General features: G+C 61.9%; 26 protein-coding genes. 9 read left to right on the plus strand and 17 right to left on the minus strand.

The annotated features are described in order from the left end of the window. Nucleotides 1-51: 51 nt before the first annotated feature. From pth to RPF88_RS00110, 3 genes are all read right to left on the minus strand, one after another. Nucleotides 52-777 carry an aminoacyl-tRNA hydrolase gene (gene pth, locus RPF88_RS00100; protein ID WP_337121358.1) on the minus strand — a complete coding sequence of 242 codons (726 nt, stop codon included), beginning with the start codon at nucleotides 775-777 and terminating at the stop codon, nucleotides 52-54. 23 nt (nucleotides 778-800) lie between these two features. Continuing rightward, a complete protein-coding gene (locus tag RPF88_RS00105) occupies nucleotides 801-1,442 on the minus strand; it encodes a 50S ribosomal protein L25/general stress protein Ctc (protein ID WP_013529995.1) in 642 nt (213 codons plus the stop codon). A 248-nt stretch (nucleotides 1,443-1,690) separates the two neighbouring features. Continuing rightward, nucleotides 1,691-2,725 (minus strand): methyltransferase, encoded by a 1,035-nt coding sequence (locus RPF88_RS00110; protein ID WP_013529996.1) that lies wholly within the window; start codon nucleotides 2,723-2,725, stop codon nucleotides 1,691-1,693. 295 nt (nucleotides 2,726-3,020) lie between these two features. On the opposite strand from RPF88_RS00110, the gene RPF88_RS00115 reads away from it, so the two are divergent. Further along, a complete protein-coding gene (locus RPF88_RS00115; protein WP_032808605.1) occupies nucleotides 3,021-5,027 on the plus strand; it encodes a putative bifunctional diguanylate cyclase/phosphodiesterase in 2,007 nt (668 codons plus the stop codon). Nucleotides 5,028-5,070: 43 nt separating this feature from the next. On the opposite strand, the gene RPF88_RS00120 is transcribed toward RPF88_RS00115, so the two are convergent. Further along, nucleotides 5,071-5,499 (minus strand): MarR family winged helix-turn-helix transcriptional regulator, encoded by a 429-nt coding sequence (locus tag RPF88_RS00120; protein WP_013529998.1) that lies wholly within the window; start codon nucleotides 5,497-5,499, stop codon nucleotides 5,071-5,073. Between the two features lie 151 nt (nucleotides 5,500-5,650). On the opposite strand from RPF88_RS00120, the gene RPF88_RS00125 reads away from it, so the two are divergent. Further along, the gene (locus RPF88_RS00125; protein WP_337121359.1) at nucleotides 5,651-6,508 is read left to right on the plus strand and encodes an alpha/beta fold hydrolase; all 858 of its coding nucleotides are present in this window, start codon (nucleotides 5,651-5,653) and stop codon (nucleotides 6,506-6,508) included. A 68-nt stretch (nucleotides 6,509-6,576) separates the two neighbouring features. Here RPF88_RS00125 and RPF88_RS00130 read toward each other — a convergent pair whose 3' ends face one another. After that, entirely contained in the window at nucleotides 6,577-7,818 is a 1,242-nt protein-coding gene (locus RPF88_RS00130) for an MFS transporter (protein ID WP_063170320.1), read from the minus strand. A 151-nt stretch (nucleotides 7,819-7,969) separates the two neighbouring features. On the opposite strand from RPF88_RS00130, the gene RPF88_RS00135 reads away from it, so the two are divergent. Beyond that, on the plus strand, nucleotides 7,970-8,854 hold the full coding sequence (locus tag RPF88_RS00135; protein ID WP_013530001.1) for an AraC family transcriptional regulator: 885 nt from the start codon (nucleotides 7,970-7,972) through the stop codon (nucleotides 8,852-8,854). A gap of 12 nt (nucleotides 8,855-8,866) precedes the next feature. Here the strand turns inward: RPF88_RS00135 and RPF88_RS00140 are convergent, their stop codons facing one another. The 6 genes from RPF88_RS00140 to lgt form a co-directional block, all read right to left on the minus strand. Next, a complete protein-coding gene (locus tag RPF88_RS00140) occupies nucleotides 8,867-9,802 on the minus strand; it encodes a ribose-phosphate pyrophosphokinase (protein WP_013530002.1) in 936 nt (311 codons plus the stop codon). A gap of 237 nt (nucleotides 9,803-10,039) precedes the next feature. After that, nucleotides 10,040-10,669 carry a hypothetical protein gene (locus tag RPF88_RS00145; protein ID WP_063168841.1) on the minus strand — a complete coding sequence of 210 codons (630 nt, stop codon included), beginning with the start codon at nucleotides 10,667-10,669 and terminating at the stop codon, nucleotides 10,040-10,042. A gap of 43 nt (nucleotides 10,670-10,712) precedes the next feature. Then, nucleotides 10,713-11,864 carry a M24 family metallopeptidase gene (locus RPF88_RS00150; RefSeq protein ID WP_337121360.1) on the minus strand — a complete coding sequence of 384 codons (1,152 nt, stop codon included), beginning with the start codon at nucleotides 11,862-11,864 and terminating at the stop codon, nucleotides 10,713-10,715. Then, nucleotides 11,864-12,658: a peptidoglycan editing factor PgeF gene (pgeF, locus tag RPF88_RS00155; protein WP_337121361.1), complete on the minus strand. Its 795-nt coding sequence runs from the start codon at nucleotides 12,656-12,658 to the stop codon at nucleotides 11,864-11,866. Before pgeF ends, RPF88_RS00150 begins: the two co-directional genes overlap by 1 nt. Nucleotides 12,659-12,763: 105 nt before the next feature. Beyond that, the gene (locus RPF88_RS00160) at nucleotides 12,764-13,852 is read right to left on the minus strand and encodes a class I SAM-dependent methyltransferase (protein WP_337121362.1); all 1,089 of its coding nucleotides are present in this window, start codon (nucleotides 13,850-13,852) and stop codon (nucleotides 12,764-12,766) included. After that, nucleotides 13,849-14,703, minus strand: a complete 855-nt coding sequence (lgt, locus tag RPF88_RS00165; RefSeq protein WP_337121363.1) for a prolipoprotein diacylglyceryl transferase — start codon at nucleotides 14,701-14,703, stop codon at nucleotides 13,849-13,851. Before lgt ends, RPF88_RS00160 begins: the two co-directional genes overlap by 4 nt. 169 nt (nucleotides 14,704-14,872) lie before the next feature. On the opposite strand from lgt, the gene RPF88_RS00170 reads away from it, so the two are divergent. From RPF88_RS00170 to RPF88_RS00180, 3 genes are all read left to right on the plus strand, one after another. After that, nucleotides 14,873-15,175 (plus strand): accessory factor UbiK family protein, encoded by a 303-nt coding sequence (locus RPF88_RS00170; protein ID WP_013530008.1) that lies wholly within the window; start codon nucleotides 14,873-14,875, stop codon nucleotides 15,173-15,175. A gap of 344 nt (nucleotides 15,176-15,519) precedes the next feature. Then, nucleotides 15,520-16,020: a YbjN domain-containing protein gene (locus RPF88_RS00175; RefSeq protein WP_013530009.1), complete on the plus strand. Its 501-nt coding sequence runs from the start codon at nucleotides 15,520-15,522 to the stop codon at nucleotides 16,018-16,020. Between the two features lie 27 nt (nucleotides 16,021-16,047). Beyond that, nucleotides 16,048-16,407, plus strand: coding sequence for a tRNA-binding protein (locus tag RPF88_RS00180; RefSeq protein WP_013530010.1), 360 nt, complete (start codon nucleotides 16,048-16,050; stop codon nucleotides 16,405-16,407). 111 nt (nucleotides 16,408-16,518) lie between these two features. On the opposite strand, the gene RPF88_RS00185 is transcribed toward RPF88_RS00180, so the two are convergent. The 5 genes from RPF88_RS00185 to RPF88_RS00205 form a co-directional block, all read right to left on the minus strand. Beyond that, on the minus strand, nucleotides 16,519-18,093 hold the full coding sequence (locus tag RPF88_RS00185) for a hypothetical protein (protein ID WP_337121364.1): 1,575 nt from the start codon (nucleotides 18,091-18,093) through the stop codon (nucleotides 16,519-16,521). 206 nt (nucleotides 18,094-18,299) lie between these two features. Continuing rightward, a complete protein-coding gene (locus tag RPF88_RS00190) occupies nucleotides 18,300-19,322 on the minus strand; it encodes a glycosyltransferase family 4 protein (protein ID WP_013530012.1) in 1,023 nt (340 codons plus the stop codon). Nucleotides 19,323-19,542: 220 nt separating this feature from the next. Further along, nucleotides 19,543-20,958 carry an ATP-binding protein gene (locus RPF88_RS00195; RefSeq protein WP_013530013.1) on the minus strand — a complete coding sequence of 472 codons (1,416 nt, stop codon included), beginning with the start codon at nucleotides 20,956-20,958 and terminating at the stop codon, nucleotides 19,543-19,545. A 49-nt stretch (nucleotides 20,959-21,007) separates the two neighbouring features. Then, on the minus strand, nucleotides 21,008-21,727 hold the full coding sequence (locus tag RPF88_RS00200) for a response regulator (RefSeq protein WP_013530014.1): 720 nt from the start codon (nucleotides 21,725-21,727) through the stop codon (nucleotides 21,008-21,010). Further along, nucleotides 21,714-22,247: a MarR family winged helix-turn-helix transcriptional regulator gene (locus RPF88_RS00205; protein WP_024505623.1), complete on the minus strand. Its 534-nt coding sequence runs from the start codon at nucleotides 22,245-22,247 to the stop codon at nucleotides 21,714-21,716. The genes RPF88_RS00200 and RPF88_RS00205 overlap by 14 nt, the downstream gene beginning before the upstream one ends. 246 nt (nucleotides 22,248-22,493) lie before the next feature. Here RPF88_RS00205 and RPF88_RS00210 point away from each other — a divergent pair, with 246 nt between their 5' ends. From RPF88_RS00210 to RPF88_RS00220, 3 genes are all read left to right on the plus strand, one after another. Next, nucleotides 22,494-23,387 carry a branched-chain amino acid aminotransferase gene (locus tag RPF88_RS00210; protein WP_013530016.1) on the plus strand — a complete coding sequence of 298 codons (894 nt, stop codon included), beginning with the start codon at nucleotides 22,494-22,496 and terminating at the stop codon, nucleotides 23,385-23,387. 145 nt (nucleotides 23,388-23,532) lie between these two features. After that, complete coding sequence (locus tag RPF88_RS00215; RefSeq protein ID WP_013530017.1) at nucleotides 23,533-23,850, plus strand: hypothetical protein; 318 nt, start codon at nucleotides 23,533-23,535, stop codon at nucleotides 23,848-23,850. 136 nt (nucleotides 23,851-23,986) lie between these two features. Further along, nucleotides 23,987-24,625, plus strand: a complete 639-nt coding sequence (locus RPF88_RS00220; protein ID WP_337121366.1) for an MBL fold metallo-hydrolase — start codon at nucleotides 23,987-23,989, stop codon at nucleotides 24,623-24,625. 126 nt (nucleotides 24,626-24,751) lie between these two features. Here the strand turns inward: RPF88_RS00220 and RPF88_RS00225 are convergent, their stop codons facing one another. Next, nucleotides 24,752-25,183, minus strand: coding sequence for a BA14K family protein (locus RPF88_RS00225; RefSeq protein ID WP_013530019.1), 432 nt, complete (start codon nucleotides 25,181-25,183; stop codon nucleotides 24,752-24,754). Between the last annotated feature and the right edge of the window lie 172 nt (nucleotides 25,184-25,355).

Genomic DNA, 25,355 nt, shown 5'->3' on the forward strand with positions numbered 1-25,355 from the left:
GCTATGGGCGATAGGGGTGATCAACGTCAAGCCCTTCGGTCCCCTTGATGCTCAGTCCTTGCCGCCGAACAGCTTCTTCAGCATGGCGGCCATCGGACCGCTTTCCGGCAGCTTGGCCAGGGGCTGTTGGGGCCGTGCCTGGCGGACGTGACTTTGCTGCTTCTGCGCCGGCTGCTTAGGTGCCGATTTTTCGGGCTCCGGCCCGGCCTTGCCCTGGACGGCGAGACTGGCTTTGTTCATGAAGCCGGATTCGTCGCCTTTGGCGATCATGGCGGCGTTGTCGGCGACCGCGTCGAGCAGCGGGTCAAGCCATTCGCGGTCGGCCTTGTCGAAATCGCCGAGCACATGGTGCTGGACCATTTCCTTGACGCCTGGATGGCCGACGCCGATGCGTACGCGGCGATAGGCGTTGCCGACATGGCCATCGATCGAACGGATGCCGTTATGGCCGCCGGCGCCGCCGCCGGTCTTTATGCGCAGCTTGCCTTCGGCAAGATCGATCTCGTCATAGAAGACGGTGAGCGCGGAAAGCTCGAGCTTGTAGAAGCGCAGCGCTTCGCCGACCGACTGGCCGGACAGGTTCATGAAGGTCTGCGGCTTGATCAGGACGACTTTTTCGCCGCCGAGCGAGCCCTCGGCGATCAGGCCCTGAAATTTCTTCGACCAGGGCGAAAAGGAATGGCGGCGGGCGATTGCGTCCGCCGCCATGAAACCGACATTGTGCCGATTGCCGGCGTATTTCGCGCCCGGATTGCCGAGACCTGCAAATAGCAGCATCGCCTGCTCCGGGCGTGAAAGAGTTACTTCTCTTCGGCGGCAGGAGCCGCTTCAGGTGCAGCCGCTTCAGCCGTCTCTTCCGTCTCCGGCTTCATCGCCGACGAACCGGCAATGGTCGCGATGGTGAAGTCGCGGTCGGAGATCACAGGCTTGACCCCAGCCGGCAGCTTGACCGCCGAGATGTGGATCGAATCGCCAATGTTGGCGCCGGTGAGATCGACGGTGATGAATTCCGGGATCGCATTGGCCGGGCAGTGGAACTCGACTTCGTGACGCACGATGTTGAGCACGCCGCCGCGCTTGATGCCGGGCGACTTGTCCTCGTTGATGAAGTGGACAGGCACGTCGACATTGACTTCGGTGTCCTTGCCGATGCGCAGGAAGTCGACATGGACAGGGAAATCCTTGACCGGGTCGAGCTGGAAGTCCTTCGGCAGGACCTGGATCTTCTTGCCGTCGACATCGATCGTGGCGATCGTGGTCAGGAACCCGCCGCCATGGATCTTGTAGTAGATGTCCTTGTAGGTGAGCGCGATAGCCAGGGGAGGCTGCTTGTCACCATAAATTACTGCAGGCACTTTACCGTTGCGGCGAACTGCACGGGCGGACCCCTTACCGACCTGTTCGCGTGCTTCGGCCTTGAGCTCGTAAGTGTCGTGGCTCATGGCATTTCCTTTCGGTTTGTTCTGGAGCGCTCACGGTGGGCAGAGTGCCTGGACCGTAAACGTCGAAAGCCGACATACCCATGCATGATCTGGTCCGAAAACCGGAATCCACTTTTCGGGATCATGCGGGAAGGCGGCCTTCCGCCGCGTTGCCTCCAAGGGTGTCTACGCGGGTGGCGGCTCTATAGCGGAAGGCGGCCGGAGGTGCAAGCCAAAGGCACGACCGCCTGGTGCAGCCCAGACGGCCGCTATCCGCGCTTTTCGATGACGGCATAGAGCACGTTGCGGTTCTCGCCGAAGAATACCTGCGCCTCGACGGTGTTGCGGTCGACGCTGGCATTGACGATGTTCCACATATCGACCTCCGATCGCAGCAGCAACACCCAGTCCATGAACGTCTCCCGATACCCCGCGTCGGGGGTGCCCTCGGCGTAGTTGGCGAACAGGAATGTTCCGTTCGGCTTCAACATCTGCAGGCAGGTCTTCGTGAGTTTCACCGCGACGTTGTGGGCGAGGTAGTCGTAAAGGCCGGAGGCGTAGATGAAGTCGAATTTGCCGAGCTTGTGGCCCCGCGTGAGCACGGTTCGCACCGAGCCGTCGATGGCTTCGACGGCGGTGCCCTGGAAGTCGCGCGAGATCAGCCCAACGCTCTGGGGATCCTGGTCGAGCGCAACCCAGCGCTTGAGACGGCCCTCCGTCAGGGCGACCGAACGATTGGCTTCCCGCAAATGGCCGGCCGCGATCGCCAGAACCTCGGTTTCCGGTCCGTTCTTGGCCGCGATCTCGTCGACATATCGGGTCAGGAGGTCGCGTCGTTCCCGGGCCGCGACGCATGACGGTACGTTCTGGGTATGGCTATAGAGTGCTTTGCCGACCTCCGAGGCGTTCGCCACGCTCTCTGCCACGTGCGGATCACAATAGATGTAGTCGAGCAACTGCGCGTCGCCGGAATAGCCCCTGGGTTTGGTGAAGGACCAGTGCGTCAGTGGATCCTCGAGAAAATACTTCAGGATCGGATGGTTCTGCGCGACCGGTATCAACGCATGCCAGACGTCGGGATGAACCTTGGAATGCAGGCCATTGAGGAAGGACAGCAAGCGGCCGACGATCTCGGCCGGGTTCTTGTCCTGTTCGACCTGCTGCTGCGTCGCGTGGAGAATGAGGGCAAGCTCCGCGCGCGCGGTTTCGAACGCTTCGCCATGATGCTCGATCTTTCCCCGAGGCAGCGTGCCGGCGAGCATCTCGGCAGTAATCAAGCTTTTGCCATCAAGAACGGTCTGCACGCCATCACTCCATAGTTAACAGTCGGTTAACTTATTGCGTAGAATGCTCCCTTTGCCAATGTCGGGCCGACGGCATTTTAGGTTTATGATTAATTTCCCGCCAACCATGTTCGTTGGTTAATCAGCTTCCGAGCCGGATTCCGGGTTCGAGTTAACGGAAACTTGTCTTGCGCGATTGCATTTGTTTGCCCGGCGTTCGCAATCGCCGTCGCGTCCCAAGGAGCCGGCCCGCGTGGGGGCAGAAGCTGGAAATGAGTTCGGAAAACAAAATCCCTTTCAAAAGGGGTCGATTGTGATGAACGAACACGTGTCATCCGCATTGGCCGATACGGTTGATGCGGAGCCGTACGAGCCGCGCTACGAACTGGGGGCCGACGAACTTCGCGCCCTCTACCGCACCGAAGCCCGGGCGACGCGAAGAGGGGAAGCCAGGCCAGGGCTTTGGATCGCAGTTGCGATCTATCTCTTGTTTTCGGCAACGGATCTGCTGCTGATCCCGGATGTGGCCGCCTATACGATCACGGCGCGCTTCGCGGTCGGCTTGAGCGCGCTTTTGATCCTGGAAGCGCAGCTTCGCCACGGCGTCGGGACGGAATGGCTCGACGTGACCTGCGCCGGGGCCATCATCTTTGGCTATGTTGGTTGGCTGTGTCCGGCGATTATGGGCGCGGACAAGGAAAGCGTCTCTTACTATATGGTCTTTGGGACCATATTCATGATGAGTGCCAATCTTTTCTTTACATTCAATTTCAAGCTTTCTATCGTAACCTCGACAATAATCTTATGTATACTTTATATCGTAAATTACTTTGTTCCCTCAACTCTCATATACAAAATGGTATTTGGGGCTTTCTATGTTTCTTGTTTCACGTTCACCTCATATGTGAACTGGAAACTGAATGAGGAACGCTACAACGTCTTCCTGAACGCCCTGGAAGCCAAGATCCAGCACAATGAGGCGACCGAACGCGGCAAGGCCCTGCTGAGGTTGTCGCGGACCGATCCGCTCACGGGTCTGGAGAACCGGCGCGCGATCGACGAGAAGCTGCGAGACTACTGGAACGATTGGCAAAAGGTCGGCACCAGCTTTGGGGCGATCCTCATCGACGTGGACTTCTTCAAGAAGTTCAATGACTGCTACGGCCATCAGGAAGGCGACCGCTGCCTGATCCATGTCGCCAATGCCCTTAGCGATATGATCAAACAGTATAATGGCTCCATCGGCCGCTATGGCGGCGAAGAGTTCATCGTCCTGGCTCGCATGGAGAAAAAGGAGCAGATCCTGGACATCGCGGAAGCCATTTGCAGCACGGTGGAGAACCTGGCTCTGACGCACGAACTGCGGCGCGACGGCGTCTCGATCGTAACGGTAAGCGTTGGCGCCGCATTCACCCGGACGCAGACCGGGGCCAAGCTGGAGAAAATCATTCACGAGGCCGATCGCGCTCTCTATCTGGCAAAAGCCGGCGGCCGAAATTGTGCCCGGCTGTTCGATCCAACCGACCCGCAAAGCAGTGACGAGAGCGAGAACATTGCGGCTTTGCTGAAGATCGCGATCGGCCAGAATCTCGTTTCACTCGTTTACCAGCCTATCCAGGATGTCAAATCGGACCGGGTTGAAGCGGTGGAGGCTCTGATGCGCCTCAAGATGCTCGACGGCACATCGGTTCCGCCGAGCCTGTTCATTCCGGTGGCCGAACGGACCGGCGCGATCCTGGAACTCGGGCGCTGGGCGATAAGGACAGTGTGCGCCGAACTGCTGGCGGACGACCACGTCCGTGTCGTCAGTGTCAACGTCTCCCCGATCCAGCTCAAGACACCGGGCTTCGCGACGTCGGTCGCGACCATTCTGGGCGAGACGGGTGTCGCAGGCAGCAGGCTGGCCTTCGAGATCACCGAAGGGCTGGAGATGGAGATGCACTCCGACATCCTGCGCTGCATCAGCGACCTGAAGCTGCTCGGGATCAAGATCTGGCTTGATGATTTCGGGACCGGCTTCGCGGGTCTTTCGTGGCTTCGCCTGATCGATTTCGATACGGTGAAGATCGATCGCTCGTTTCTGCATGACTGCAGCTCCCCGAGCGGCAAGGCGATGCTGCAGGACATTATCACCCTGGTTCGAAATCGCGGCCACAAAATCCTGGTCGAAGGGGTGGAGACAGACGAGCAGATGGCCCTTATGCGCGAATTCGGCATAGACAAGATCCAGGGCTTCCATGTCGGCCGTCCCGCTCCCGCCGTCAGTTTCCAGGCAAAGCGAGCCATGCGCAAACGGCCATTTGCCGTGCTTAAGTCCGCATGATGGTGGCCTCTTCCGACGTTTGGCTAGCCGTCGTCAAGCCGTGCTAGCGGTCGCCGGTCAACGCGGCGCGTAACGCCTGGATCTGCCGGTTCAGCGCATCGAGCTCAGTCAGCGTCATGCCCGAGCGTTCGACCAAGGCTTCGTTCAGGCAGTTGCATTGGACAAGCAGTGCGCGCCCGGCTGATGTCAGATCGACCTGCACCTGGCGTTCGTCGGTCTGGCTGCGCTGGCGGGTCACCAGCCCGGCCTGCTCCATTCGCTTCACCAGCGGCGTGACGGTGCTCGATTCCAAAGCGAGCCGATGGGCGATGGTGCCGACCGACATGCCGTCGGCCTCTCCAAGCGCGTTCAACACCAGGTACTGCGGATAGGTGATGCCCATCTCGTCCAGCATCGGCTTGTAGGTGCGGTTGATCGCCATGCTGGTGGCATAGAGCGTGAAACAGAGCTGATTGTCCAACGGGAGAGGCACGGCGCATTCCTTTTGCCAATGTGGGCATCATTTCGATACCACGAAAAATGATATCGCGATACATATTTGTGTGGACAAGGGCTTTAGGCCGCGTTAGCTATGTCGTTATCGCGATATTGTTTATCGCGAAAATAACCAGAAGGAGATTGAGATGACCTCGCAAACCAAACCCAGCTCCGGCAGCGGTACGATCACCACCAGGGACGGAACGCAGATTTACTACAAGGACTGGGGGACCGGGCAGCCTGTCGTCTTTCATCACGGCTGGCCGTTGAGCAGCGACGATTGGGACGCCCAGATGCTGTTCTTCGTGTCACAGGGCTACCGTGTCATTGCCCATGATCGCCGAGGCCATGGCCGCTCGACCCAGACGGATATCGGCAACGAGATGGACACCTATGCCGCCGACGTCGCGGAACTCGCAGCCCATCTGGACCTCAAGAACGCCATCCATGTCGGCCATTCGACCGGCGGCGGCGAAGTGGCGCGTTATGTCGCCAAGTATGGCGCCGGCGGCCGTGTCGCCAAGGCGGTGCTGATCGGCGCGGTGCCGCCAATCATGCTCAAGACTGCCGCCAATCCCGGCGGCCTGCCGATCGAAGTGTTCGACGGCTTCCGCTCCGCGCAGGCAGCCAATCGCGCCCAGTTCTTCCGCGACGTTCCATCAGGTCCGTTCTACGGCTTCAACCGCCCGGGCGCAGAGGTATCGCAGGGCGTCATCGACAATTGGTGGCGCCAGGGCATGATGGGCGGCACCAAGGCGCATTATGATTGCATCAAGGCCTTTTCGGAAACCGACTTCACCGAGGATCTGAAGGCGATCGACGTGCCTGTGCTGGTCATGCACGGCGACGACGACCAGATCGTTCCCATCGCGGACTCGGCGCTGCTGACGATCAAGCTGCTCAAGAAGGGCGAGCTCAAGGTCTACAAGGGCTTCCCGCACGGCATGGCCACGACCCATGCAGACATCGTCAACGCCGACCTGCTGGCCTTCTTCAAAGCATAGGCCGTTGGAACGAAAAAAGCACCCGCCGTCCGGCGGGTGCTTTTCCTTGCGTGGGTTTCAGGCCTGATCTAGGCGGCCGCCTGCGCCTTGCGCGCTTCCTTCATGTTGGGCAGGAACACGGTCAGCAATCCAAGGAACGGCAAATAGGAGCAGATCTGGAAGACGAAATCGATGCCCTTCATGTCGGCGACGACGCCGAGCACGGCCGCCGCGATGCCGCCCATGCCGAAGGCGAAGCCGAAGAAGATGCCGGCGATCATGCCGACGCGACCCGGCACGAGCTCCTGCGCAAAGACGACAATGTTGGAGAACGCCGAGGAGAGGATCAGGCCGATCAGCACCGTCAGCACCATCGTCCATTCCAGATTGGCGTAGGGCAGGGCGAGCGTGAAGGGCAGCACGCCGACGATGGAGAACCAGATCATCGCCTTTTGCCCGTAGCGGTCGCCGAACGGGCCGCCGAGCAGGATGCCCAGCGCCGAGGCACCGAGGAACAGGAACAGCATGACCTGGCTCATCTGCACAGAAACGCCGAACTTATGCATGGAATAGAAGGTGTAGTAGCTGGCGAGGCTGGCGATGTAGGCATTCTTGCTCAGCACCAGCAGTGTCAGCACGATCAATGCATTCATCACCTTGCGGCGCGGGAAGGGCGAAACGAAGCTCGCCGCCTTGCGGGTGCCCTGCGCGGCACGCAGCCGGCTGTACCAGCCGCCGACCTGCCACAAAACGATGATGCCGATCAGCGAGCCGACGGCGAACCAGGAAATGCTGGTCTGGCCGAACGGCACGACGATGAAGGCCGCCAGCAGCGGCCCCATGGACTGGCCGAAATTGCCGCCCACCTGGAACAGCGACTGCGCCAGGCCGAAGCGGCCGCCGGAAGCGAAGCGGGCGATGCGCGAGGATTCCGGGTGGAAGATCGCCGAGCCGATGCCGATCAGCGAGGCGCCGATCAGCAGCAGCGAATAATGCCCGGCATAGGCGAGCACGATCAGGCCGATCAGCGACGACGCCATGCCGTAGGGCAGCGAATAGGGCATCGGCCGCTTGTCGGTGATCATGCCGATCAGCGGCTGCAGCAAGGATGCGGTCACCTGGAAAGTGAAGGTCAACAAGCCGATCTGCCAGAAATCGAGGCCATAATTCTCTTTCAGGAGCGGGTAAATGGCCGATAGCAGCGACTGCATGATGTCGTTGATGCAGTGGCAGAAGCTCACCGCCAGGATGACGGTGAAGGCCGTCGCCTGGGCTGAGGCGTGACTGGCGCTCGCCGGTGGGGCGACGCTGGCTGCTGTCGTATCGGTCAAGGTAGGCTCCGTGGTCTTTTTGGCGGGCACGCCCGCAGGCAACTGGCGGACGCTCCTTGCGGCCACCCTAGGGACGGTGCCTTATAAGCCGCTTGCGAGACGACTTCTTTCGTGGTTTGGTCCAATAGTTTCGCAAGTGGGCCATAACTAGATGCCGCACGGCAAAGAAGTCTTTCACGCTGGCAATGCCAATCTCGGCCAGTTGCACGAGAGCCGCTGGCAGTGGCTTGAGCAAGTGGCCGGGCCGGCGGTGGCATTGCCGACCGAATATCCTGACGGCTACCGCGTGCCACAGCACCGCCACAGCCGCAGCCAGCTCTTGCATGCGCTTGTCGGTGTGGTGCTGGTGACGACACGCTACGGGCGCTGGATGGTGCCGCCCGACCACGCGATGTGGATTCCAGCCGGCACCGAGCATTCCGTCGAGATGCTGGGCGACGTCTCGATGCGTTCGGTTTATGTCATGCCACAGGCGATCCCCGGGCTGCCCGAAGGCTTGCGCGTTGTGGGCGTCACCGACCTGATGCACAGCCTGATCGTGGAATCGGAGAAGCTCCCGCAAGGCGGCGTTCTGGAAGGACGCGGTGGGCTGATCATGAACCTTTTGCTGCACGAAATCCCGACCTTGCCGGAACGGCCTCTCGGGCTGCCATTTCCGTCCGATCCAAGATTGTCGGCGCTGTGCCGACGCTTCGTCGCAGCACCGTCGCCGCATGCGACCATCGACGAATGGGCCGATGCAGCCGGCATGAGCCGCCGTTCCTTCACGCGCGCCTTCCAGCGCCAGACCGGCCTGTCGCTGTCGACATGGCGCCAGCAGGCCTGCCTGTTCGCGGCGCTGCCCAGGCTGGCGGACGGCGAGCCGATCACCAGGGTGGCGCTTGATCTCGGCTATGACAGCGTGCCGGCCTTCATCACCATGTTCAAGCGCATGCTGGGGACCTCGCCGCGCGGCTATATGCGCGGCGCACGCGAGAACGTCGAGGTCGCTCGTCGCCTGATCGGCCCGGTTCGGTTGGAAAGCTCCGCGCCTTAAGGGCAGGCGGGTTTAGTCGAACAGGCTGGACACCGATTCCTCAGTCGCCGTGCGCGAGATGGCTTCGCCCATCAGGTCGGCGATCGAGATGACGCGGATGTTGGGCGCGTCGAGCACGCCCTGGGTCGGCTGGATGGAATCGGTGATCACCAGTTCCTGCAGCTTCGAGCCGCTGATGCGGGCAACGGCACCGCCCGACAGCACGCCGTGGGTGATGTAGGCGGTGACGCTGGTGGCGCCGTTGGCCAGCAGTGCATCGGCGGCATTGCACAGCGTGCCGCCGGAATCGACGATGTCGTCGATCAGCAGGCAATCCTTGCCGGCGACCGCGCCGATGATGTTCATCACTTCCGATTCGCCCGGCCGTTCGCGGCGCTTGTCGACGATGGCCAGTTGCGCATCGAAGCGCTTGGCCAGCGCACGAGCGCGGACCACGCCGCCAATGTCGGGCGAAACCACCACGACGTTGCCGAGTTGCTTGTATTTGGCCTTCACGTCGCGGGCCATGACCGGCACGGAAAACAGATTGTCGGTCGGGATGTCGAAGAAGCCCTGAATCTGGCCGGCATGCAGGTCGAGCGTCAGAACGCGGTCGACGCCGGCGCGGGTGATCATGTTGGCGACCAGCTTGGCCGAGATCGGCGTGCGGCCGGAGGCGCGGCGGTCCTGCCTGGCGTAGCCGAAATAAGGGATGACCGCCGTGATGCGCTTGGCCGAGGAGCGCATGAAGGCATCGATCATGATGAGCAGTTCCATCAAATGATCGTTGGTCGGAAACGAGGTCGACTGCAGGATGAAGACATCTTCGCCGCGCACGTTTTCCTGGATTTCGACGAAGATTTCCTGGTCGGCGAAGCGCCTGACCGTGGCTTTGCCCAGCGGGACGTTGAGGTACCGGGCGACTGCTTCGGCCAGCACCCTGTTGGAATTGCCCGCGAAGAGTTTCATGCACGGTTCCTGGTGGAGGATGATGAGGCCTGACGGACTCGCTTGCGCCCTTTAACCGGGCTTTTAGCGGCCCGCGCTGGTATTGCAAGCGCCGAGATCGGGAATCCGCCGGCTAAACTCAAGAAAGCTCCGCGCCATCGCCGGACTGCAACAGGGAGCAGGGGACTTGTGCTGGTTCTTCTTCTCATTGGGCATCGGATTTTCCCAAAACCGTCTCCACTTTGGGGTCCGATGCCTCTAGCCCGCCTTGCCGCCGAGCCAGGCGGCGAACTGGTCGATGGTCTGGTCGGCGATCGCCTGCATGGTGGCCGGCGAGATCCCCTTCCAGCTGTCGCCGCCCGCGCTGGCGCCGGAATTGACCGACGGAGCCTTCTGCTGGCCATTGATGCGGTGCAGCCGGTTGCCAGCGGGGTCATAGACGTCCCAGACATAGATGACGGTGGTGTCGGCGCCTTCCGACATCGTCGAGAAATAGCCCTTCAGCACATGTGTCACGGTCTGGTCGGCGCTGCCGGCGAGAGTGATGCCGCGCTGCCTGGCACGGGTCTGCAACTCCGCCGTCAGAGGTGTCGCAGCTTCCACCGAAGCGCCTACGATCGGCGCGATCTGCAAGCGGGTCTTCGACAGGATGGCAGCGCTTTGGGCTGATGTGACCGGTGCGGCGGCGGTTGCGGGAGCGCCAGACGTGCTGGTGGCGGGCCCGGCCGGAACCGTTGCCGCCGTGTTGCCTGACGTTGCGGGCAGCGTCTGGGTCGACGTCGCCGGCGGGGTGATCGCCGACGGTTCGAGCACGTCCTTTGCGTTGGTGCAGGCGGCAAGAGCCAATGCCACAAGCAATGACACGGTCGTCACATGCGATCGTCTCATTTGCCTTCTAACTCCTTGGCGAAGAACGCCTCCCACTGTGGATTCACTTTACGATCAAGTCGAGATCATGGCGGGACAGCGGCCTGGGCTGGGATTCGGTGGTCAGGTAGGTGCGGCCAAGCGTCATCGCCGTCTCGGTGTCGGAGTCCATGATGATCATATGGGCGAACAGCGTCATGTTGGGCGCGATCGGTTCGGGATTGCCCTGGTAGAACATCGGCATGTCCATCCAGGACGGGGTGAAGCGGGCGCCGACCGAATAGCCGCAGGCGTTCAGCCGGTGCTTGGTCAGGCCGTGTGCCTCCATGGTGCGGGCATGCGCATCGAAGACGTCGCCGAAGCTGTTGCCCGGCATCATCGCCTTCTCGACAGCCAGGAGTGCTGCGCGGGCGGCTTCGAACAGTTCCTGATGGCGCTTCGACACCTTGCCGGTCAGCACCGTGCGCATCATCGGCGCATGGTAGTGGTTGAAGACGCCGGCCCATTCGAGCGTCAGCTGGTCGTTCTTGGTGAGCTTGCGGCGGCCGGCCTTGTAGCGGCACAGCAGCGCATCGACGCCGGAGCCGATGATGAACTCGTTGGCCGGGTAGTCGCCGCCGCCGGCGAAGATCGCGCCCTGCATGGCGGCCAGGATCAGAGCTTCGTCGCCGCCTTGCTTGATCAGCGGCAGTGCCGCGTCGAGCGCATCGTCGGAGAGATTGGCGGCCTTCTCGGCCTTGGCGATCTCGGCCGGGCTCTTAAACAGGCGCAGCCGGCCGACAATGCCGGACGCATCGGCGATCTGGCCGAAGGTCTGCAACTGCTCGTCCAGGCGGCGGCCGTTGAAGGCGGTCAGGCCGTGGGTGTCGTATTCGACGCCGATGCGGGCGCCGAGCAGGTCGAGTTCGTTGAGCAGATTGCGCAGGTCGACCGCAGGATTGGCGCCGTTGCGGTCGGTCCACAAGACGATGTTGTCGATAATCGAGGTCTGACGCGCCTGGCGCAGGTCGGCCGAGCGGGTCAGAAGCACCATCGAACCGTCGGCCTTGACCACCAGGCACTGGAAGAAGCAGAAGCCGAACGTGTCGTAGCCGGTCAGCCAATACATGCTTTCCTGCGCGAACAGCAGGATGGCGTCGAGCTTCTTTTCGGCCATCTCGATGATCAGCCGGTCGCGCCGCGCGTCAAATTCAGATCGTTCAAAATGCAGCGCCATTATTCCCTCTCCAAGACAATTGCCGAAACCTGCCGGCCGTAATCGGGCTCCTTGCGATGCGTGGTGCGCCGATAGGAGTAGAACAGGCCTTCCTCAGCGTAAGTGCAGCGGTCTAGGCCCTCAGCCATCACGCCTGCCTTGGCCAGCCGGTCAACCGTGTAGCGGTTGAGGTCGAACATCGCATGGCCGGCATTGGCGGACGGAGCGAAATAGAGGATGTTTTCGGCGTCGGCTTCGACAAAGCGGGCGACGAATTCCGGGCCGACCTCGTAGTTTCGCGGGCCGATGGAGGGGCCTAGCACGGCGACGATGTTTTGGCGCCGGGCGCCGAGGCTTTCCATCGCCAGGATGGTGTTTTCGAGCACGCCGGTGAACGCGCCTTTCCAGCCGGCATGCGCAGCGCCGATGATGCGCGCCTGCGCATCAGCGAACAGCACGGGACCGCAATCGGCGGTCGAGGCGCCGATGGCGATGCCCGGCCGATCGGTGACGATGGCGTCCGCCTTGGGGCGCTCGCCGGCAAAGGGCTCCCTGGCGATGACGACATCGGGCGAATGGATTTGCCAGGCGGTCAACAGATGGCTTGCCGGCACGCCCATCCAGGCAGCGACGCGGCTGCGGTTCTCGGCAACCAGCGCCTGGTCGTCATTCGATCCGGTGCCGATGTTGAGGCCCTGATAGATGCCGCCGGAAACACCGCCGACGCGGGTGAAATAGCCGTGGCGGATGCCTTGTGCCTGCGCCTCGTCCAGCAGCGGCGACCGAACGGGATCCGGTTTGGTCTGATTCAGCATGCGGGCGTTGTTGTCCGTGTGGGCGGTTTCGTCAAGAAGAAGGTGCTTGGTCGAGAACAGGCTGCAAAGCGCGGACGGGAGATTGGGAGGGGCGGCGGTAAAAAGTCAATCCGCCTCGGCAAAGGGCCGAACCGCCACGCCGCGAGGCAGCACCGCAAGCACCTTGAACAGCTCGCCCATGGCTTGCGGCCCCGCGAGGCGCTCGACGTCGCCGGCGATCCTTTCGCGCGCCGCCTGGCCGGCATCGGCGCCAAGGCGGCCGGCGCGCTCGAGGATGCCCATGCCGAGCAGGAAGTCGCCCTGTGTCGTGAGATGGGCTTCGAGGCCATGTGCACGCGCGATCGCGGCAAGGGCGGCGAAATCGACGTGGGAGGTGAGGTCGGCCTCACCGGGATTGGCCAGCACATCTTCGTGATCGTGGCTGCGCAAGGCCTGCAGGGTGTCGCCGACACCCGGCTGGAGATGGCCGTAATCGAGAAACAGGCCGGCGCCACCATGCCTGGATATGCGCTCGGCGATTGTTGCCATGAGCGCGGTGCGGGCAGGCGCCACTTCGGCGATCGCGCCTTGCGGCGCGTGAGCGGCATCGGTGGGCAGCAGCGTCGGGTCGACCGAGCCGGCGCCGGCGAAGAAGCAAAGGTCGTTGGTCTCGTCGAGGCCGACCATGCGCTCGCGCCAGCCGGCGCCGGCGCGGATGAACTGGCGGATGGGCACCGCGTCGAACAGTTCGTTGCCGACGATGAACAGCGATTGTTGCGGCAGGGTCTCGATGGTTTCATGCCAGCCAACCGCGAAGGGCGTGACGCCAAGCGTCTTTTTTTGCACCTCGGTCAAGCGCGGGCTGGTCTCGATCATGGCGAAGGTGGCGCCGTTGGCCAGGCCAGGGTCGAGCCGCGACAGCGTGCGCAGCATGTCCTTCATCAGCGTGCCGCGGCCGGGTCCGATCTCGGCGATGGTGGCCGACCGCGGCCGGCCGCCCGCCAGCCAGGCTTGATAAAGCCACACGGCGACCAGTTCGCCGAACATCTGGCTGATCTCCGGCGCGGTGATGAAGTCGCCGCCCGCACCAAAGGGCTCGCGCGTCGTGTAGTAGCCGTCCGCCGGGTCGAACAGGCAGAGCGCCATGTACTCGTTGACGGGAAGCGGCCCCAGGGCCTCGATCAGGTCGACGATGCGGGTCTTCAGCCGTGTCATGCCGGCTGCGGCTGTGTCACCGGCTTGGCGGTCGCCATCGCCCAGATGCCGGCCAACACCATCGGCGACGACAGGATCATGCCCATGGTCAACCAGTTGGTGCCGAGGAGATAGCCGAGCTGCTGGTCGGGTTCGCGGAAGAACTCGACGAAGATGCGCGACAGGCCATAGCCGCAGATGAAGGCGCCACCTACGAAGCGCGGCGTCTTCAGCCTGAGGCGCGAATGGGTGAGAATGCGCAGCACAAGGAACAGCACCACACCCTCGAGCAGCGCCTCGTAAAGCTGGCTCGGATGACGGGCAAACGGCCCGCCATTGGGAAACTCGAACGCCCAGGGCACGTCGGTTGGTCGGCCCCACAGTTCGGAATTGATGAAGTTGGCGACGCGCACCAGGCCAAGGCCGACCGGCACGCCGGCCGCCACGACATCGAACAGCGACCAGGTGCGGATGCCGCGCTTGATGGAAAACAGCGTCATGGCGAGGATGACGCCGAGCAGGCCGCCATGGAACGACATCCCGCCCTGCCACACGGCGAAGATATCGAGCGGGTGCGCGATGTAGCGCGCCAGATCATAGAAGAGCACATAGCCGGTGCGGCCTCCGAGCACGACGCCGATGGCCGCCCAGACGATGAAATCGTCGAGATCCTCCGGCTTCATCGGCAGGACGCCGTTCGGCCACAGCCTGGCATTGGCGGCGAGCCGCTTGGCATACCACCAGGCGAACAGGATGCCGACGATATAGCCGACGCCATACCAGTGCACCGCCAGCGGCCCGATCTGGATGAGGATCGGGTTGATGTTGGGGAAGGGCAGGGAGGCCAGCGGCAGCAGGAAATATTCGTTCAACGGGGAACTCTCGGTTGCGAACGTGTTTGGGCGCGGACCATGCGGCAGGGTTTTGGCAGGGTCAAGGCAAGGTGGGCGCACTCGACTTGATGCCGCAGCAAGGTGCAACAAGCTTGCATTCGACGCGCGGCGCCACTACGTCAATTTTGTGCAAGCGCGAGGATTTGCCATGTCGACCGGACCGAACCGCATTCTCGATGAATTCGCCAAGCTGATGACCGACGCCGCCGGGGCCGCCCAGGGCGTGCGCCGTGAGGTGGAGACCGCCTTCAAGGGGCAGGCCGAGCGCATTCTCAACACGATGGACGTGGTGCAGCGCGAAGAGTTCGAAGCCGCGCGCGAGATGGCCGCCAAGGCGCGGGAAGAAAACACCCGCCTTGCCGCCCGCATCGAGGCGCTCGAGGCGAAGCTTGCCGAACTGGCCGGCGACGCCACACCAGCGACGGCCGCCAAGCCGCGCACAAAAAAATAATCGTTAAACTTTTCCACATAGCCCGATCCTGAAAAGCGCTTTGCCGTGAATCGCTTAACGGCATTGCATGAATCTTTGTGACAGCGGCTTTCCACATGCGAATGACGCAGTGCGAAAAATTGGGCTGTTCACGCGACTCCCGATCAATAGACTGAATTTGTTGCATGATTCGGAGCAGGATCATGCGACCGGGCGGTGGGGTCCGGTCTGGGGTCTTTGCGTCGAGAAGTCGTCTTTGCGCGAAGAAAGTCCTGGCCGTCCGAGTTCTAGACAAGATTGTTCGTTGTGTGTGCCCTCCCGCGGAGCGTGTGGCGGCGCTCGTACAGAACGACAGGAAGCATTCCATGGAACTTCTCGAACTCGAATTCTCCCGCGAAATCCATCCGGTGGATGTTATCGAGCAGGTGGCCCACAACAACGACTGGTCCTTCGAGCGGGCCGGCGACGACGAGATTTCGATCTCGGTTGCCGGAAGCTGGACCGACTATCACGTCTCCTTTTCGTGGATGGAGGATTTCGAGGCGCTGCACCTGGCCTGCGCCTTCGATATCAAGGTGCCGGAGACCCGCACGCTGGAAGTGATGCGGCTCTTGTCGCTGATCAACGAGCAGATGCTGTTTGGCCATTTCGACCTCTGGGAGCAGGAGGGCGCGATCATGTTCCGCCAGTCGCTGCTGCTGGCCGGCGGGGTCGAGCCGTCGAGCCAGCAGGTCGAAGTGTTGCTGTCGTCGGCGCTGGAAGCCTGCGAATGCTATTTCCAGGCATTCCAGTTCGTCGTCTGGTCGGGAACCTCGGCCAAGGATGCCCTGGCCGGCGTGCTGTTCGAGACCTACGGCAACGCCTGAGTCCCCGTTAAGGCAGACAAGACCAAGATGAGTTCGAACACCGAGCGCAAGCCCGAGATCAGTTTTGCCGATTTCGATCGTGTCGACATCCGCGCCGGCACGATCGTCGAGGCCGAACCGTTTCCCGAGGCGCGCAAGCCCGCGTTCAAGCTGAAGATCGATTTCGGCGCCGGTATCGGTATCAAGAAATCGTCGGCGCAGATCACCAAATACTATACACCGGAGACGCTGATCGGCCGGCAGGTGTTCGCGGTGGTCAATTTCCCCCCGCGCCAGATCGGTCCATTCATGTCGGAAGTGCTCACTCTCGGCTTTCCCGACGAAGAGGGCGCCGTGGTGCTCGGCGCGATCGAGCGTAAGGTGCCGGATGGCGGGCGGTTGTTTTAGGGTCTCAACTGGGGATCGGAATCCCCCGCGAACCGGGATGGATTGATAATCCTTTCGGCAGATGCTTCAGCATGAATGCCGATGAGGTGACAGGAGTGTCGCGCGTGGACATCATCCGCTTTTCCTGTCCGCGTCGACCAATTTCCTTATTCTGTAAAATTTGAACTGTTTGCCTTCGGCGATTAATTCAAGGTTGCCGTGTCGTGGCGGGCTGCGCTCCGGCGCGATTACCAGCAGATAGTCAAAGTCACGGGTCCAATGCGCTGCATACGCCGCCTCGACCGGTGGGGAAGCACCGGCGGCGTAGGCCTCCAGCTCAGACATCGGGATAGGCCCGCCTTGCGGTACGGTCAGGTTTGCCACTTCCGGCCGGGGCCTGACCGGCTGTTTTCCCGGATAGGTGAACAGCGTTGGCATCAGTGCATTGCGTGTGACTACGGCCAACGCGGCAGCATTGTACATTGGATAAAGGAGCAGATTCGTTGGCGGGTCGTCTGGGAGGCCATTCTGGCCGGTAAGGATTCGCGAACCCATTGGAATGGCGTCGAACGCGGTCATAAGGGCACGATATTCGCTGCCGCACGACAATTGGGCCCAGATCGCGATGCCACTGTTTGCAAGCCCGGCGCCAAACGCCAGCGCGACGAGAAGTGTTCCACGCGAGCCTTGCGGACGCTTGATCGTGACGAAGGCTGGCAGGATCAGAACAAGCGCCAGAAGGACGCGCCCGTCGACAAAGGCCGTGTCCGCAACGCGAAACGGCATGACAATGAACAGGCACAAGAGCCCAAAGCCTATCCAGCAGCCGACGCGAGAGACCGCCACCATCCTGTGCTTCACCGCAAGGTAACTGAGAATGACCAGCACCACGGTCACGGCTGAGGAAGTGTATCTGCTGAAGCCGTTGACTTGAACCAGCGCCAACAATTTCGCCGACAGGGCCCATTCGGTTCCTTCGCCACCCACTTTGCCGCCGTAGGCGAGCGCCAGGGCGCCAACTGCGACGACCGGAGCAGCCATTCCGGCAACCAGCAAGATCGTGCGTTTCCAATTCTCAATATGGTCTGGCCAGCGGGAGAGTTCGTACAGCCCCACCACAATGCCATACAGGCCGAGGGCAAATAGGTGAGAGATATACAGAACCACGACGAAGACGGCGTGGATCGCAAGGCGCAGCGGCAAAGGTCTTTCCGCAAGCCAAATCCAAACCGCGATGGACCAAAGAACGATCCCCAGTCCAAATTCAAAATTCACGAATCCGAAAGCGAAAGGCATGGCGTAGAGGAAGAGCGAAGCGACGAAGCCGCTGAGGATCACACGCCCCTGTGCGGCCGCTCCGACGGCCATTGCCCCGCTGACGACCAGCATTTGCGAGCCTAGATAGAAAAGCTTTGATGCCAGCTCGATCCCGATCAAGCGCCCAGCGAACGGGACGACGAGATCCATGGCTAGATTAGGGTAGGGTGCCCACGCGGCTTCATAGTAGGGATGGGCTTCGGGCGTACCGGCGCGCATCAGGATCGACATTCTTGCGAGATGATTTGGATAGTCTGCCATAGCGGGTATGTCGACGAGCAGTACGGGCAAGAAAGCCACCACCAGCAGAACTATCAGCAAGATACCTTCGGGCCTGATGAAATGGCTCGTGTAACTGTTGATTTTGTTGCTGGCTGTTGCTTCGAGCATGCCACAATGTAGGTAGAAATGGTAAATTTTGAGTCGCCGACAATTATCAATCTGACTTGGTCATGGCTCCGAAGTCGCACAATACGTCACGCCGAACCATCCCTTTGAAACAAGGTGCCGTGGCAGACTAACGGTTGATTGTGCGTCGCCGCGCTTTGTCATCCGTGGCGGTGTGTCAGCTTCGCCCTGGATAACGAAAAGCACGATCAGGCCGCCAGCTTTCGCCGTGTGCCCAGTGCTTCCTCGACCGTGTCGAGGAACATTTCCGCACAGGCCTTCCAGCTGTAGCGCATGGCGCGTTCGCGGGCTTCGGCACGGTCGACGTTGAGCGCGGCGAGTGAGGCCTCGCGCAAATCGTTGGAGACCGCGCCGCCAAAACCATCGCCGACAATGTCGATCGGCCCGGTCACCGGATAGGCGGCAACCGGCGTGCCGCTGGCCAGTGCCTCGATGATGACGTTGCCGAACGTGTCGGTGCGGCTCGGGAAGACGAAGACGTCGGCCGATGCATAGATCTCGGCCAGTTCGTCGTTGGGGCGATGGCCGAGGAAATGCGCTTGCGGATATTTCGCCTTCAGTCTGGCAAGCTCGGGGCCTTCGCCGACGATCACCTTGCTGCCGGGCAGGTCGAGGTCGAGGAAAGCACCCAGGTTCTTTTCGATGGCGACGCGGCCGACGCAGAGGAAGATCGGGCCGGGGAAGCCGAGGTCCTTCTTCCTGTCCGGGCGGAAATGGTCGGTGTCGACGCCGCGCGTCCATGGCCGCAGCTTGGTGAAGCCGCGCGCGGAAAGGTCGTCGGCGAGCGACTGGGTGGCGACCAGCGTGCCCTGGCCGGAATTATGGAAATCGCGCAGCCAGCGATAGGCCCAGCTTTCCGGCACCGGCAGGCGGGCGCTGAGATATTCGGGAAAGCGCGTGTGATAGCTGGTGGTGAATGGACGGCCGGCATTGCGGCAATAGCGCCGCGCCATGATGCCCAGCGGTCCTTCGGTGACGATGTGGATGTGGTCGGCCTTGCCGGCGTCGATCAGGCGCGCGACATGGCCGGGCGTGGTCAGCGCCAGCCTGATGTCGGGATAGGTCGGCAAGGGCAGGGTGCGAAAGATATTGGGCGTCAGGAAATCCACCGCGACGTCGAAGGATTTCAGCGTCTCGGTGAGCCGCTCCAACGTGTGGACGACGCCGTTGACCTGCGGGCGCCAGGCATCGGTGACCATCAGTATGCGCATGGCGGCCCTTTGCTTGAAAGGTCGACGGTTGCCTTGAGACGATGCCGGAAAGGCGACCAGCCTGCTGCTCTCGCTTCGCTCCAGCGCACCCGGACAGGTACGGGGTCGAAGATAGGCGGCAAGGCCGAATCAATTGAGGTCGCGCGCTTCATGCGCGCTCTTGATCATGGTTTCATGACGGGCGGATGAAGCGGTTTCCACTTTTCGGAATCGTGCCCGGTTATGCCGGAACCTTGATGATGGCGCGCAGTCCGCCGAGCGGGCTGTCTTCAAGAGTGATGTCTCCGCCATGGGAGCGGGCGATGTCGCGGGCGATCGACAGGCCGAGCCCGGTGCCGCTGGCATCGAGGTTGCGGGCCTCGTCGAGCCGCACGAAAGGCTTGAACACGTCTTCGCGTCGATCGGCGGGAATGCCCGGACCATCGTCATCGATGGTGACCAGCAGCGAGCCGCGGCCATGGGTGGCGTTGACCTCCACCGTCTTGGCATAGCGGAAGGCGTTGCCGATGACGTTGGACATCAGCCGGGCAAAGGCATTGGGCCGCACATGCACATCGTGATCGCCGGCAAGCGTCGTCGACAGCTTACGCTTGCGCAGCCTGGCTTCCTCGTCGAGCTTTTCGAAATAGGCCTCGAGATCGAACCGTCCGGCGTCTTCCGAAGCTTCGCCGCGGGCAAAGGACAGATAGCCTTCGAGCATCGACTGCATGTCGTCGATGTCCTGGTCGAGCGCTGCCTTGGTCTCGGCCTTGCCGCCGGAAAGCGCCAGCTGCAGCTTGAAGCGAGTGAGGATGGTTCTGAGGTCATGGCTGACGCCGGTCAGCATGGCGGTGCGCTGTTCGATCTGGCGTTCGATGCGCTCGCGCATCTGCATGAAGGCAAAGCCGGCGCGGCGAACCTCCTCGGCGCCGCGCGGCCGGAAATCGCGCGGCATCGGCCGGCCCTTGCCAAAGCTTTCGGCGGCTTCGGCAAGCATCAGGATCGGCCGGATCTGGTTGCGCAGGAAGGGAATGGCGATCATCAGCAGCACCAGCGAGGTGCCGACCATCCAGATCAGGAAGATGTGGGTGTTCGAGGCATAGGCCTGGCTGCGGCGCACGAAGACGCGCAGCACCTTGCCCTCGAGCTGCACGCGCACCTCGACGATGTTGGAGTTGCCGACCGTGTCGATCCAGAACGGGCGGTTGATCTGGCGGGTGATCTCGGACGAGAGAACATCATCCAAAATCGAGAAAAACGGCTTTGGACCGGGCGCGGGCAGTGGGTCGGGCGGCAAGAGGTCGACCTTCAGCTGCATGCGGTCCTGGGCGATGCGGATGATGTTGGTGTAGTCGGCATCGCGCGGATAGGTCTCGATCAGGTCGATGATGGCGGCGATGTCGCGCACGGTGGCCTGCGACAGGCGCTGCGTCACGGTTGCCCAGTGACGTTCCATGAAGACGAAGGCGACGACCGATTGCAGCAGGATCATCGGCGCGATGACGATGATCAGCGAGCGGGCATAGAGCCGCTTGGGCATATAGAGCGAGACGAGGCGCCAGAAGCGGTTCCAGGCGCGCGGCACCGCCTTCAGCGTCCGCGCGGCGCGTGCGCTCAAGCCGCCATTGCCCGGCTGTTCCAGTTCCGTGGTTGCCATTCGCTCTTTTCGCTTGCCCGCAGCCGTTCAGCCGGCCGCAGGCGGCATTCTATTCCACGCTGAGCCGATACCCAATACCACGTACGGTCTGCAGCCAGACCGGATTGGACGGATCGCGCTCGATCTTGCGGCGCAGGCGGTTGATCTGGACGTCGATGGTGCGCTCGCCGACTTCCGAATCGTCGCCGACAAGCTCGTGGCGGGGTATCGTCTCGCCCGCCCGCGCGGCGAAGATCGCCAGGATCTCCTGCTCGCGATCGGTCAGCTTCAACGCCTCGCCGCCACGCTTCAATTCGCGCCGGGCGATCTGGAAGGTGTAGGGGCCGAAGACCAACTGCTCGACCTTGGGCGTGGTCGCCGGGCCACCGCGGCGCAGGATGTTGTTGATGCGCAGGATCAGCTCGCGCGGATCGAACGGCTTTGGCAGATAGTCGTCGGCGCCAGCCTCCAGCCCTGAGATGCGGCTGTCGGTCTCCGACAGCGCTGTCAGCATCAGGATCGGTACGTTCTTTTCGGCCCGCAGCGACTTGGTCAGGTCGACGCCCGTCTCGCCGGGCATCATGACGTCCAGCACCAGAAGGTCGAAGTCGAGGCCGGCAAGCTTGCGCCTGGCTTCGCCGGCATTGCCGGCAACGGTGACGCGAAAGCCATTTTCGGTCAGATACTGCTTGAGAAGATTGCGGATGCGGGTGTCGTCGTCGACGACAAGCAGATGCGGCGCGTCGTCGTCCGGCGCGGCCGCGTGATCGACCCGTTCAGTGCTCTCCATGGCTTTTCCCTGACATTTTTGCGGACCCAACGTCGATCTGCGCCCTCAGTTCCGGATTGACCATCGCTTCGAGGAACCGTTCCACCAAGGTCCGTTCGGTTACTCCGGAATCCCCCAATGCAGCATGGATGCGGCGCGACTGTGGCCGCGCCAGCGCCAGCGCCAGCGCACGGCCCTTGGCTGTCGGATAAAGTTCGCGCTGGCGGCGGTCGCGCGGACCTTGCAACTGCACGATATGGTCGGTGTCGATCAGTTGCTTGAGCACACGGGCCAGGCTCTGCTTGGTGATCTTCAGCACGTCGAGCAGTTCGGCGACCGTCAGGCCCGGCCTGCGGTTGACGAAATGCAGCACCCGGTGGTGGGCCCGGCCGAAGCCGTAATCGGCCAGGATCTGGTCCGGATCGGAGGTGAAGTCGCGATAGGCAAAGAAGAGCAGCTCGATGATGGCGAAGTCGATGCCGTCCTCGACCGACATTGCGGTCCTGATCGGTTTTCCGGCGGCTGGGCTTCGATCCGTCATTATTTCTCCGTGGGAAAGAGAGATTATGTCAGTACTATTGACGTAATTTCCCTGCAATGGTAATTTTTGACAAGCTTTTGGGCGGATTGCGAACGAAAAGGCAAGGGAAGCCGGTTTTTCCGGAATTTCCTAAGTTTGCCAGAGCGCAATTATCCGCCTACGCTCCACCATAAAAGCCGCTTTGGGCGGCCGACACGAAACACACAACGATACAACTATCCGGGCTGCCGCCCGTGGGAGGTTACCATGGCATCCGTTCCCTTCGATCAACTCGATGGCTTCATCTGGATGAACGGCGAATTCGTCCAATGGGGTGACGCTAAGATCCATGTGCTGACGCACGGGCTGCATTACGCCAGCGCTGTTTTCGAGGGAGAGCGCGCCTATGGCGGCGAGATCTTCAAGCTCAACGAACACACCGAGCGCCTGCATGAATCGGCACGCCTGCTCGGTTTCAAGATCCCGTATTCGGTGGCCGAGCTCAACGACGCCTCTTCCACGCTTCTCAAGAAGCAGGGTTTCCAGGACGCCTATGTCCGGCCGATCGCCTGGCGCGGCAGTGAGCAGATGGGCGTCTCGGCGCAGAACAACCGCATCAACTGCGCCATCGCCATCTGGCAATGGCCAAGCTATTTCGATCCTGCGCAGAAGCTGAAAGGCATCCGTCTCGATGTGGCGGAATGGCGCCGGCCCGACCCGCGCACCGCGCCTTCTAAGTCGAAGGCCGCCGGGCTCTACATGATCTGCACCATGTCCAAGCACGCCGCCGAGGCCAAGGGCTATGCCGACGCCATGATGCTCGACTGGCGTGGCCAGGTCGCCGAAGCGACCGGAGCCAACATCTTCTTCGTCAAGGACGGCAAGATCCACACACCCAAGCCCGACTGCTTCCTCGACGGCATCACCCGCCGCACGGTCATCGGGTTGGCCAAGGATCGCGGCCTGGAGGTAATTGAACGCGCCATCCTGCCGGAAGAGCTGGAAAGCTTCGAGCAGTGCTTCCTGACCGGGACGGCAGCGGAAGTGACGCCGGTTTCGGAGATCGGGCCTTACCGATTCGAGGTCGGCGAAATAGCCAAGAATCTTATGAATGACTATTCTGCGGCCGTTCAGCCCAAGCACGCGATCGCCGCAGAATAACGAAAGTCACAGCTTTTTTAGGAAGTAGGGGCGGTTTTCGGGCCGCCCCTTTTATTTCAGCGTTTCTGCATTTGACTTTCGTCCAATTCGGCGTCTCATGATGGTGTCGGCCCGGGAGGCTGACAGCTATGGAGGGACTAATCATATGGACATGAACACGCTTCTTCCGATCATCATACAGGTGATTACTGGCATCATCGGTGGTCAGGCGGTCGGTGCGGCGCTCAAGACGGCGGCGATGGGTCAGCTTCCCAAAATCCTGGGCGGAGCCATTGGCGGCGTCGGTGGTGCGGCGATCCTCGGCAGCCTGCTGGGTGGCGGTGCGGTCGATCCGGCGGCTGCGGCAGCAGCAACGAGCGGTCTCGGCAGCGCGCTGAACCTGCAGAACATCGTCGGCGGCGCCGGCGGCGGCGCGATCCTGACCGCCATTCTCGGTGCGGTCATGGGCGCCATGAAGAAGTAAGCAGGCCGTTTCGGTCTTTTCAAATGGGCGGCTTCGGCCGCCCATTTCCGTTTTGGGGCTACTGACTGTTCGTCTTTCGAGGTGGACGCCCTTTGTCCGCGCCTCTACATCACCCGTGAACATCGAAAGGACGATCATGGGTCAGCTCAATGCCGGCATCGTGCCGGTCACACCGTTCCAGCAGAATTGCACCATCCTGTTCGACATGGATGACAAGCATGGCGTCGTCGTCGATCCGGGCGGCGATATCGACAAGGTGCTGGCGGTGCTGAAGGACAATGCGATCTCAGCCGGAGCTATCTGGATAACGCATGGCCACATCGACCATGCCGGCGGTGCAATGGAGTTGAAGGAGGCGCTCGGCATCGAGATCATCGGTCCGCATGAGGCCGACAAGTCGCTGCTCGACAATCTGGAAAACCAGGGCAAGCGCTACGGCATCGCCGGGGCGCGCAACTGCGTGCCCGACCGGTTCCTGGCCGAAGGCGAGACCGTGTCGTTCGGCGGCCATGTGTTCGAGGTGCTGCACTGCCCCGGCCATGCGCCCGGTCACGTCGTCTACTACAACCGCGCAGCCAAGTTCGCCCATGTCGGCGACGTGCTGTTCCGCGGCTCGGTCGGCCGCACCGACCTGCCGGGCGGCGACCACGCGGCGCTGATCGCTTCGATCAAGGACAAGCTCCTGCCGCTCGGCGACGACATCGGCTTCATTTGTGGCCACGGTCCCGGCGGACGTTTTGGCGAGGAGAGGCGGACCAATCCTTTTTTGACTTGAACCAGGCTCGGAACCGTAGCTGTTTTTCATCAGCCCAAGCGGACCGTTGACATTGTAGAGACCACAACAAAAAAGCGCTGGCCTTGCGGTCAGCGCTTTTCTGTTTTGGGGCAGGGAAGCCCTTGGTTAGTTGGCAGTGCAGAAATGCTGTTCGCCGTCATTGCCGGTGAACGTGCCGGTACGGGAATTGAAGCTGCGGTAGCGGTCCGAGCAATATTCGTACCAGTCACGCGTCCACGGTTCGGCATAACGATTGGCGTAGACCACCCGCGGCTCCGCATAATAGCGGCGGACCGGGGCCGGGCGCACCACGACGTCACGATCGTAGTAACCGTCATCGTAGTAGCGGTCAGCGTCGGGCGGCGGGCGGTCATTGGCCAATGCGCCACCGATCAGCGCCCCGGCCGCGAGGCCGAGCACGCCGGCGGCAATGGCATCGCCATTGCCATGATGGCCATGATGACGGCGCCAGTCGCGCGCATTGGCGGCGGGCAAGGCCGTGAGCGTGGTGGCGGCCACGGCAGCGGCCAGGACGGCGGTTTTGAAAATTCGGTTCATGTCGGTCTCCTTCGTTCCGGCCCGTGCAGTTTCGGGGATGCGGTCCGGCTTTACCGAAGACTAATATGCGACCGTGGCTGAACGGGGGCTGAACGGATTTTAACGTGTTTATTCAAAACGGACGTCAAAAATCACAGGCTCTCAAGGGAGCGATCTGCCCGGGAGCGCCGGT

Source organism: Mesorhizobium sp. ISC11 (genome assembly GCF_037162595.1).
GTDB lineage: Bacteria > Pseudomonadota > Alphaproteobacteria > Rhizobiales > Rhizobiaceae > Mesorhizobium > Mesorhizobium ciceri.

Bases quoted from the DNA above. Each gene is read 5' to 3' on its own strand.
- RPF88_RS00195 (WP_013530013.1), bottom strand. From the start codon at position 20,958: ATGGCAACCACGGAACTGGAACAGCCGGGCAATGGCGGCTTGAGCGCA.
- RPF88_RS00175 (WP_013530009.1), top strand. From the start codon at position 15,520: ATGGAACTTCTCGAACTCGAATTCTCCCGCGAAATCCATCCGGTGGAT.
- RPF88_RS00170 (WP_013530008.1), top strand. From the start codon at position 14,873: ATGTCGACCGGACCGAACCGCATTCTCGATGAATTCGCCAAGCTGATG.
- RPF88_RS00205 (WP_024505623.1), bottom strand. From the start codon at position 22,247: ATGACGGATCGAAGCCCAGCCGCCGGAAAACCGATCAGGACCGCAATG.
- RPF88_RS00145 (WP_063168841.1), bottom strand. From the start codon at position 10,669: ATGAGACGATCGCATGTGACGACCGTGTCATTGCTTGTGGCATTGGCT.
- RPF88_RS00225 (WP_013530019.1), bottom strand. From the start codon at position 25,183: ATGAACCGAATTTTCAAAACCGCCGTCCTGGCCGCTGCCGTGGCCGCC.
- RPF88_RS00200 (WP_013530014.1), bottom strand. From the start codon at position 21,727: ATGGAGAGCACTGAACGGGTCGATCACGCGGCCGCGCCGGACGACGAC.
- RPF88_RS00150 (WP_337121360.1), bottom strand. From the start codon at position 11,864: ATGGCGCTGCATTTTGAACGATCTGAATTTGACGCGCGGCGCGACCGG.
- RPF88_RS00185 (WP_337121364.1), bottom strand. From the start codon at position 18,093: ATGCTCGAAGCAACAGCCAGCAACAAAATCAACAGTTACACGAGCCAT.
- RPF88_RS00105 (WP_013529995.1), bottom strand. From the start codon at position 1,442: ATGAGCCACGACACTTACGAGCTCAAGGCCGAAGCACGCGAACAGGTC.
- RPF88_RS00220 (WP_337121366.1), top strand. From the start codon at position 23,987: ATGGGTCAGCTCAATGCCGGCATCGTGCCGGTCACACCGTTCCAGCAG.
- RPF88_RS00215 (WP_013530017.1), top strand. From the start codon at position 23,533: ATGGACATGAACACGCTTCTTCCGATCATCATACAGGTGATTACTGGC.
- RPF88_RS00125 (WP_337121359.1), top strand. From the start codon at position 5,651: ATGACCTCGCAAACCAAACCCAGCTCCGGCAGCGGTACGATCACCACC.
- RPF88_RS00180 (WP_013530010.1), top strand. From the start codon at position 16,048: ATGAGTTCGAACACCGAGCGCAAGCCCGAGATCAGTTTTGCCGATTTC.
- RPF88_RS00160 (WP_337121362.1), bottom strand. From the start codon at position 13,852: ATGACACGGCTGAAGACCCGCATCGTCGACCTGATCGAGGCCCTGGGG.
- RPF88_RS00115 (WP_032808605.1), top strand. From the start codon at position 3,021: ATGAACGAACACGTGTCATCCGCATTGGCCGATACGGTTGATGCGGAG.
- pth (WP_337121358.1), bottom strand. From the start codon at position 777: ATGCTGCTATTTGCAGGTCTCGGCAATCCGGGCGCGAAATACGCCGGC.
- RPF88_RS00135 (WP_013530001.1), top strand. From the start codon at position 7,970: ATGCCGCACGGCAAAGAAGTCTTTCACGCTGGCAATGCCAATCTCGGC.
- pgeF (WP_337121361.1), bottom strand. From the start codon at position 12,658: ATGCTGAATCAGACCAAACCGGATCCCGTTCGGTCGCCGCTGCTGGAC.
- RPF88_RS00140 (WP_013530002.1), bottom strand. From the start codon at position 9,802: ATGAAACTCTTCGCGGGCAATTCCAACAGGGTGCTGGCCGAAGCAGTC.
- RPF88_RS00190 (WP_013530012.1), bottom strand. From the start codon at position 19,322: ATGCGCATACTGATGGTCACCGATGCCTGGCGCCCGCAGGTCAACGGC.
- RPF88_RS00210 (WP_013530016.1), top strand. From the start codon at position 22,494: ATGGCATCCGTTCCCTTCGATCAACTCGATGGCTTCATCTGGATGAAC.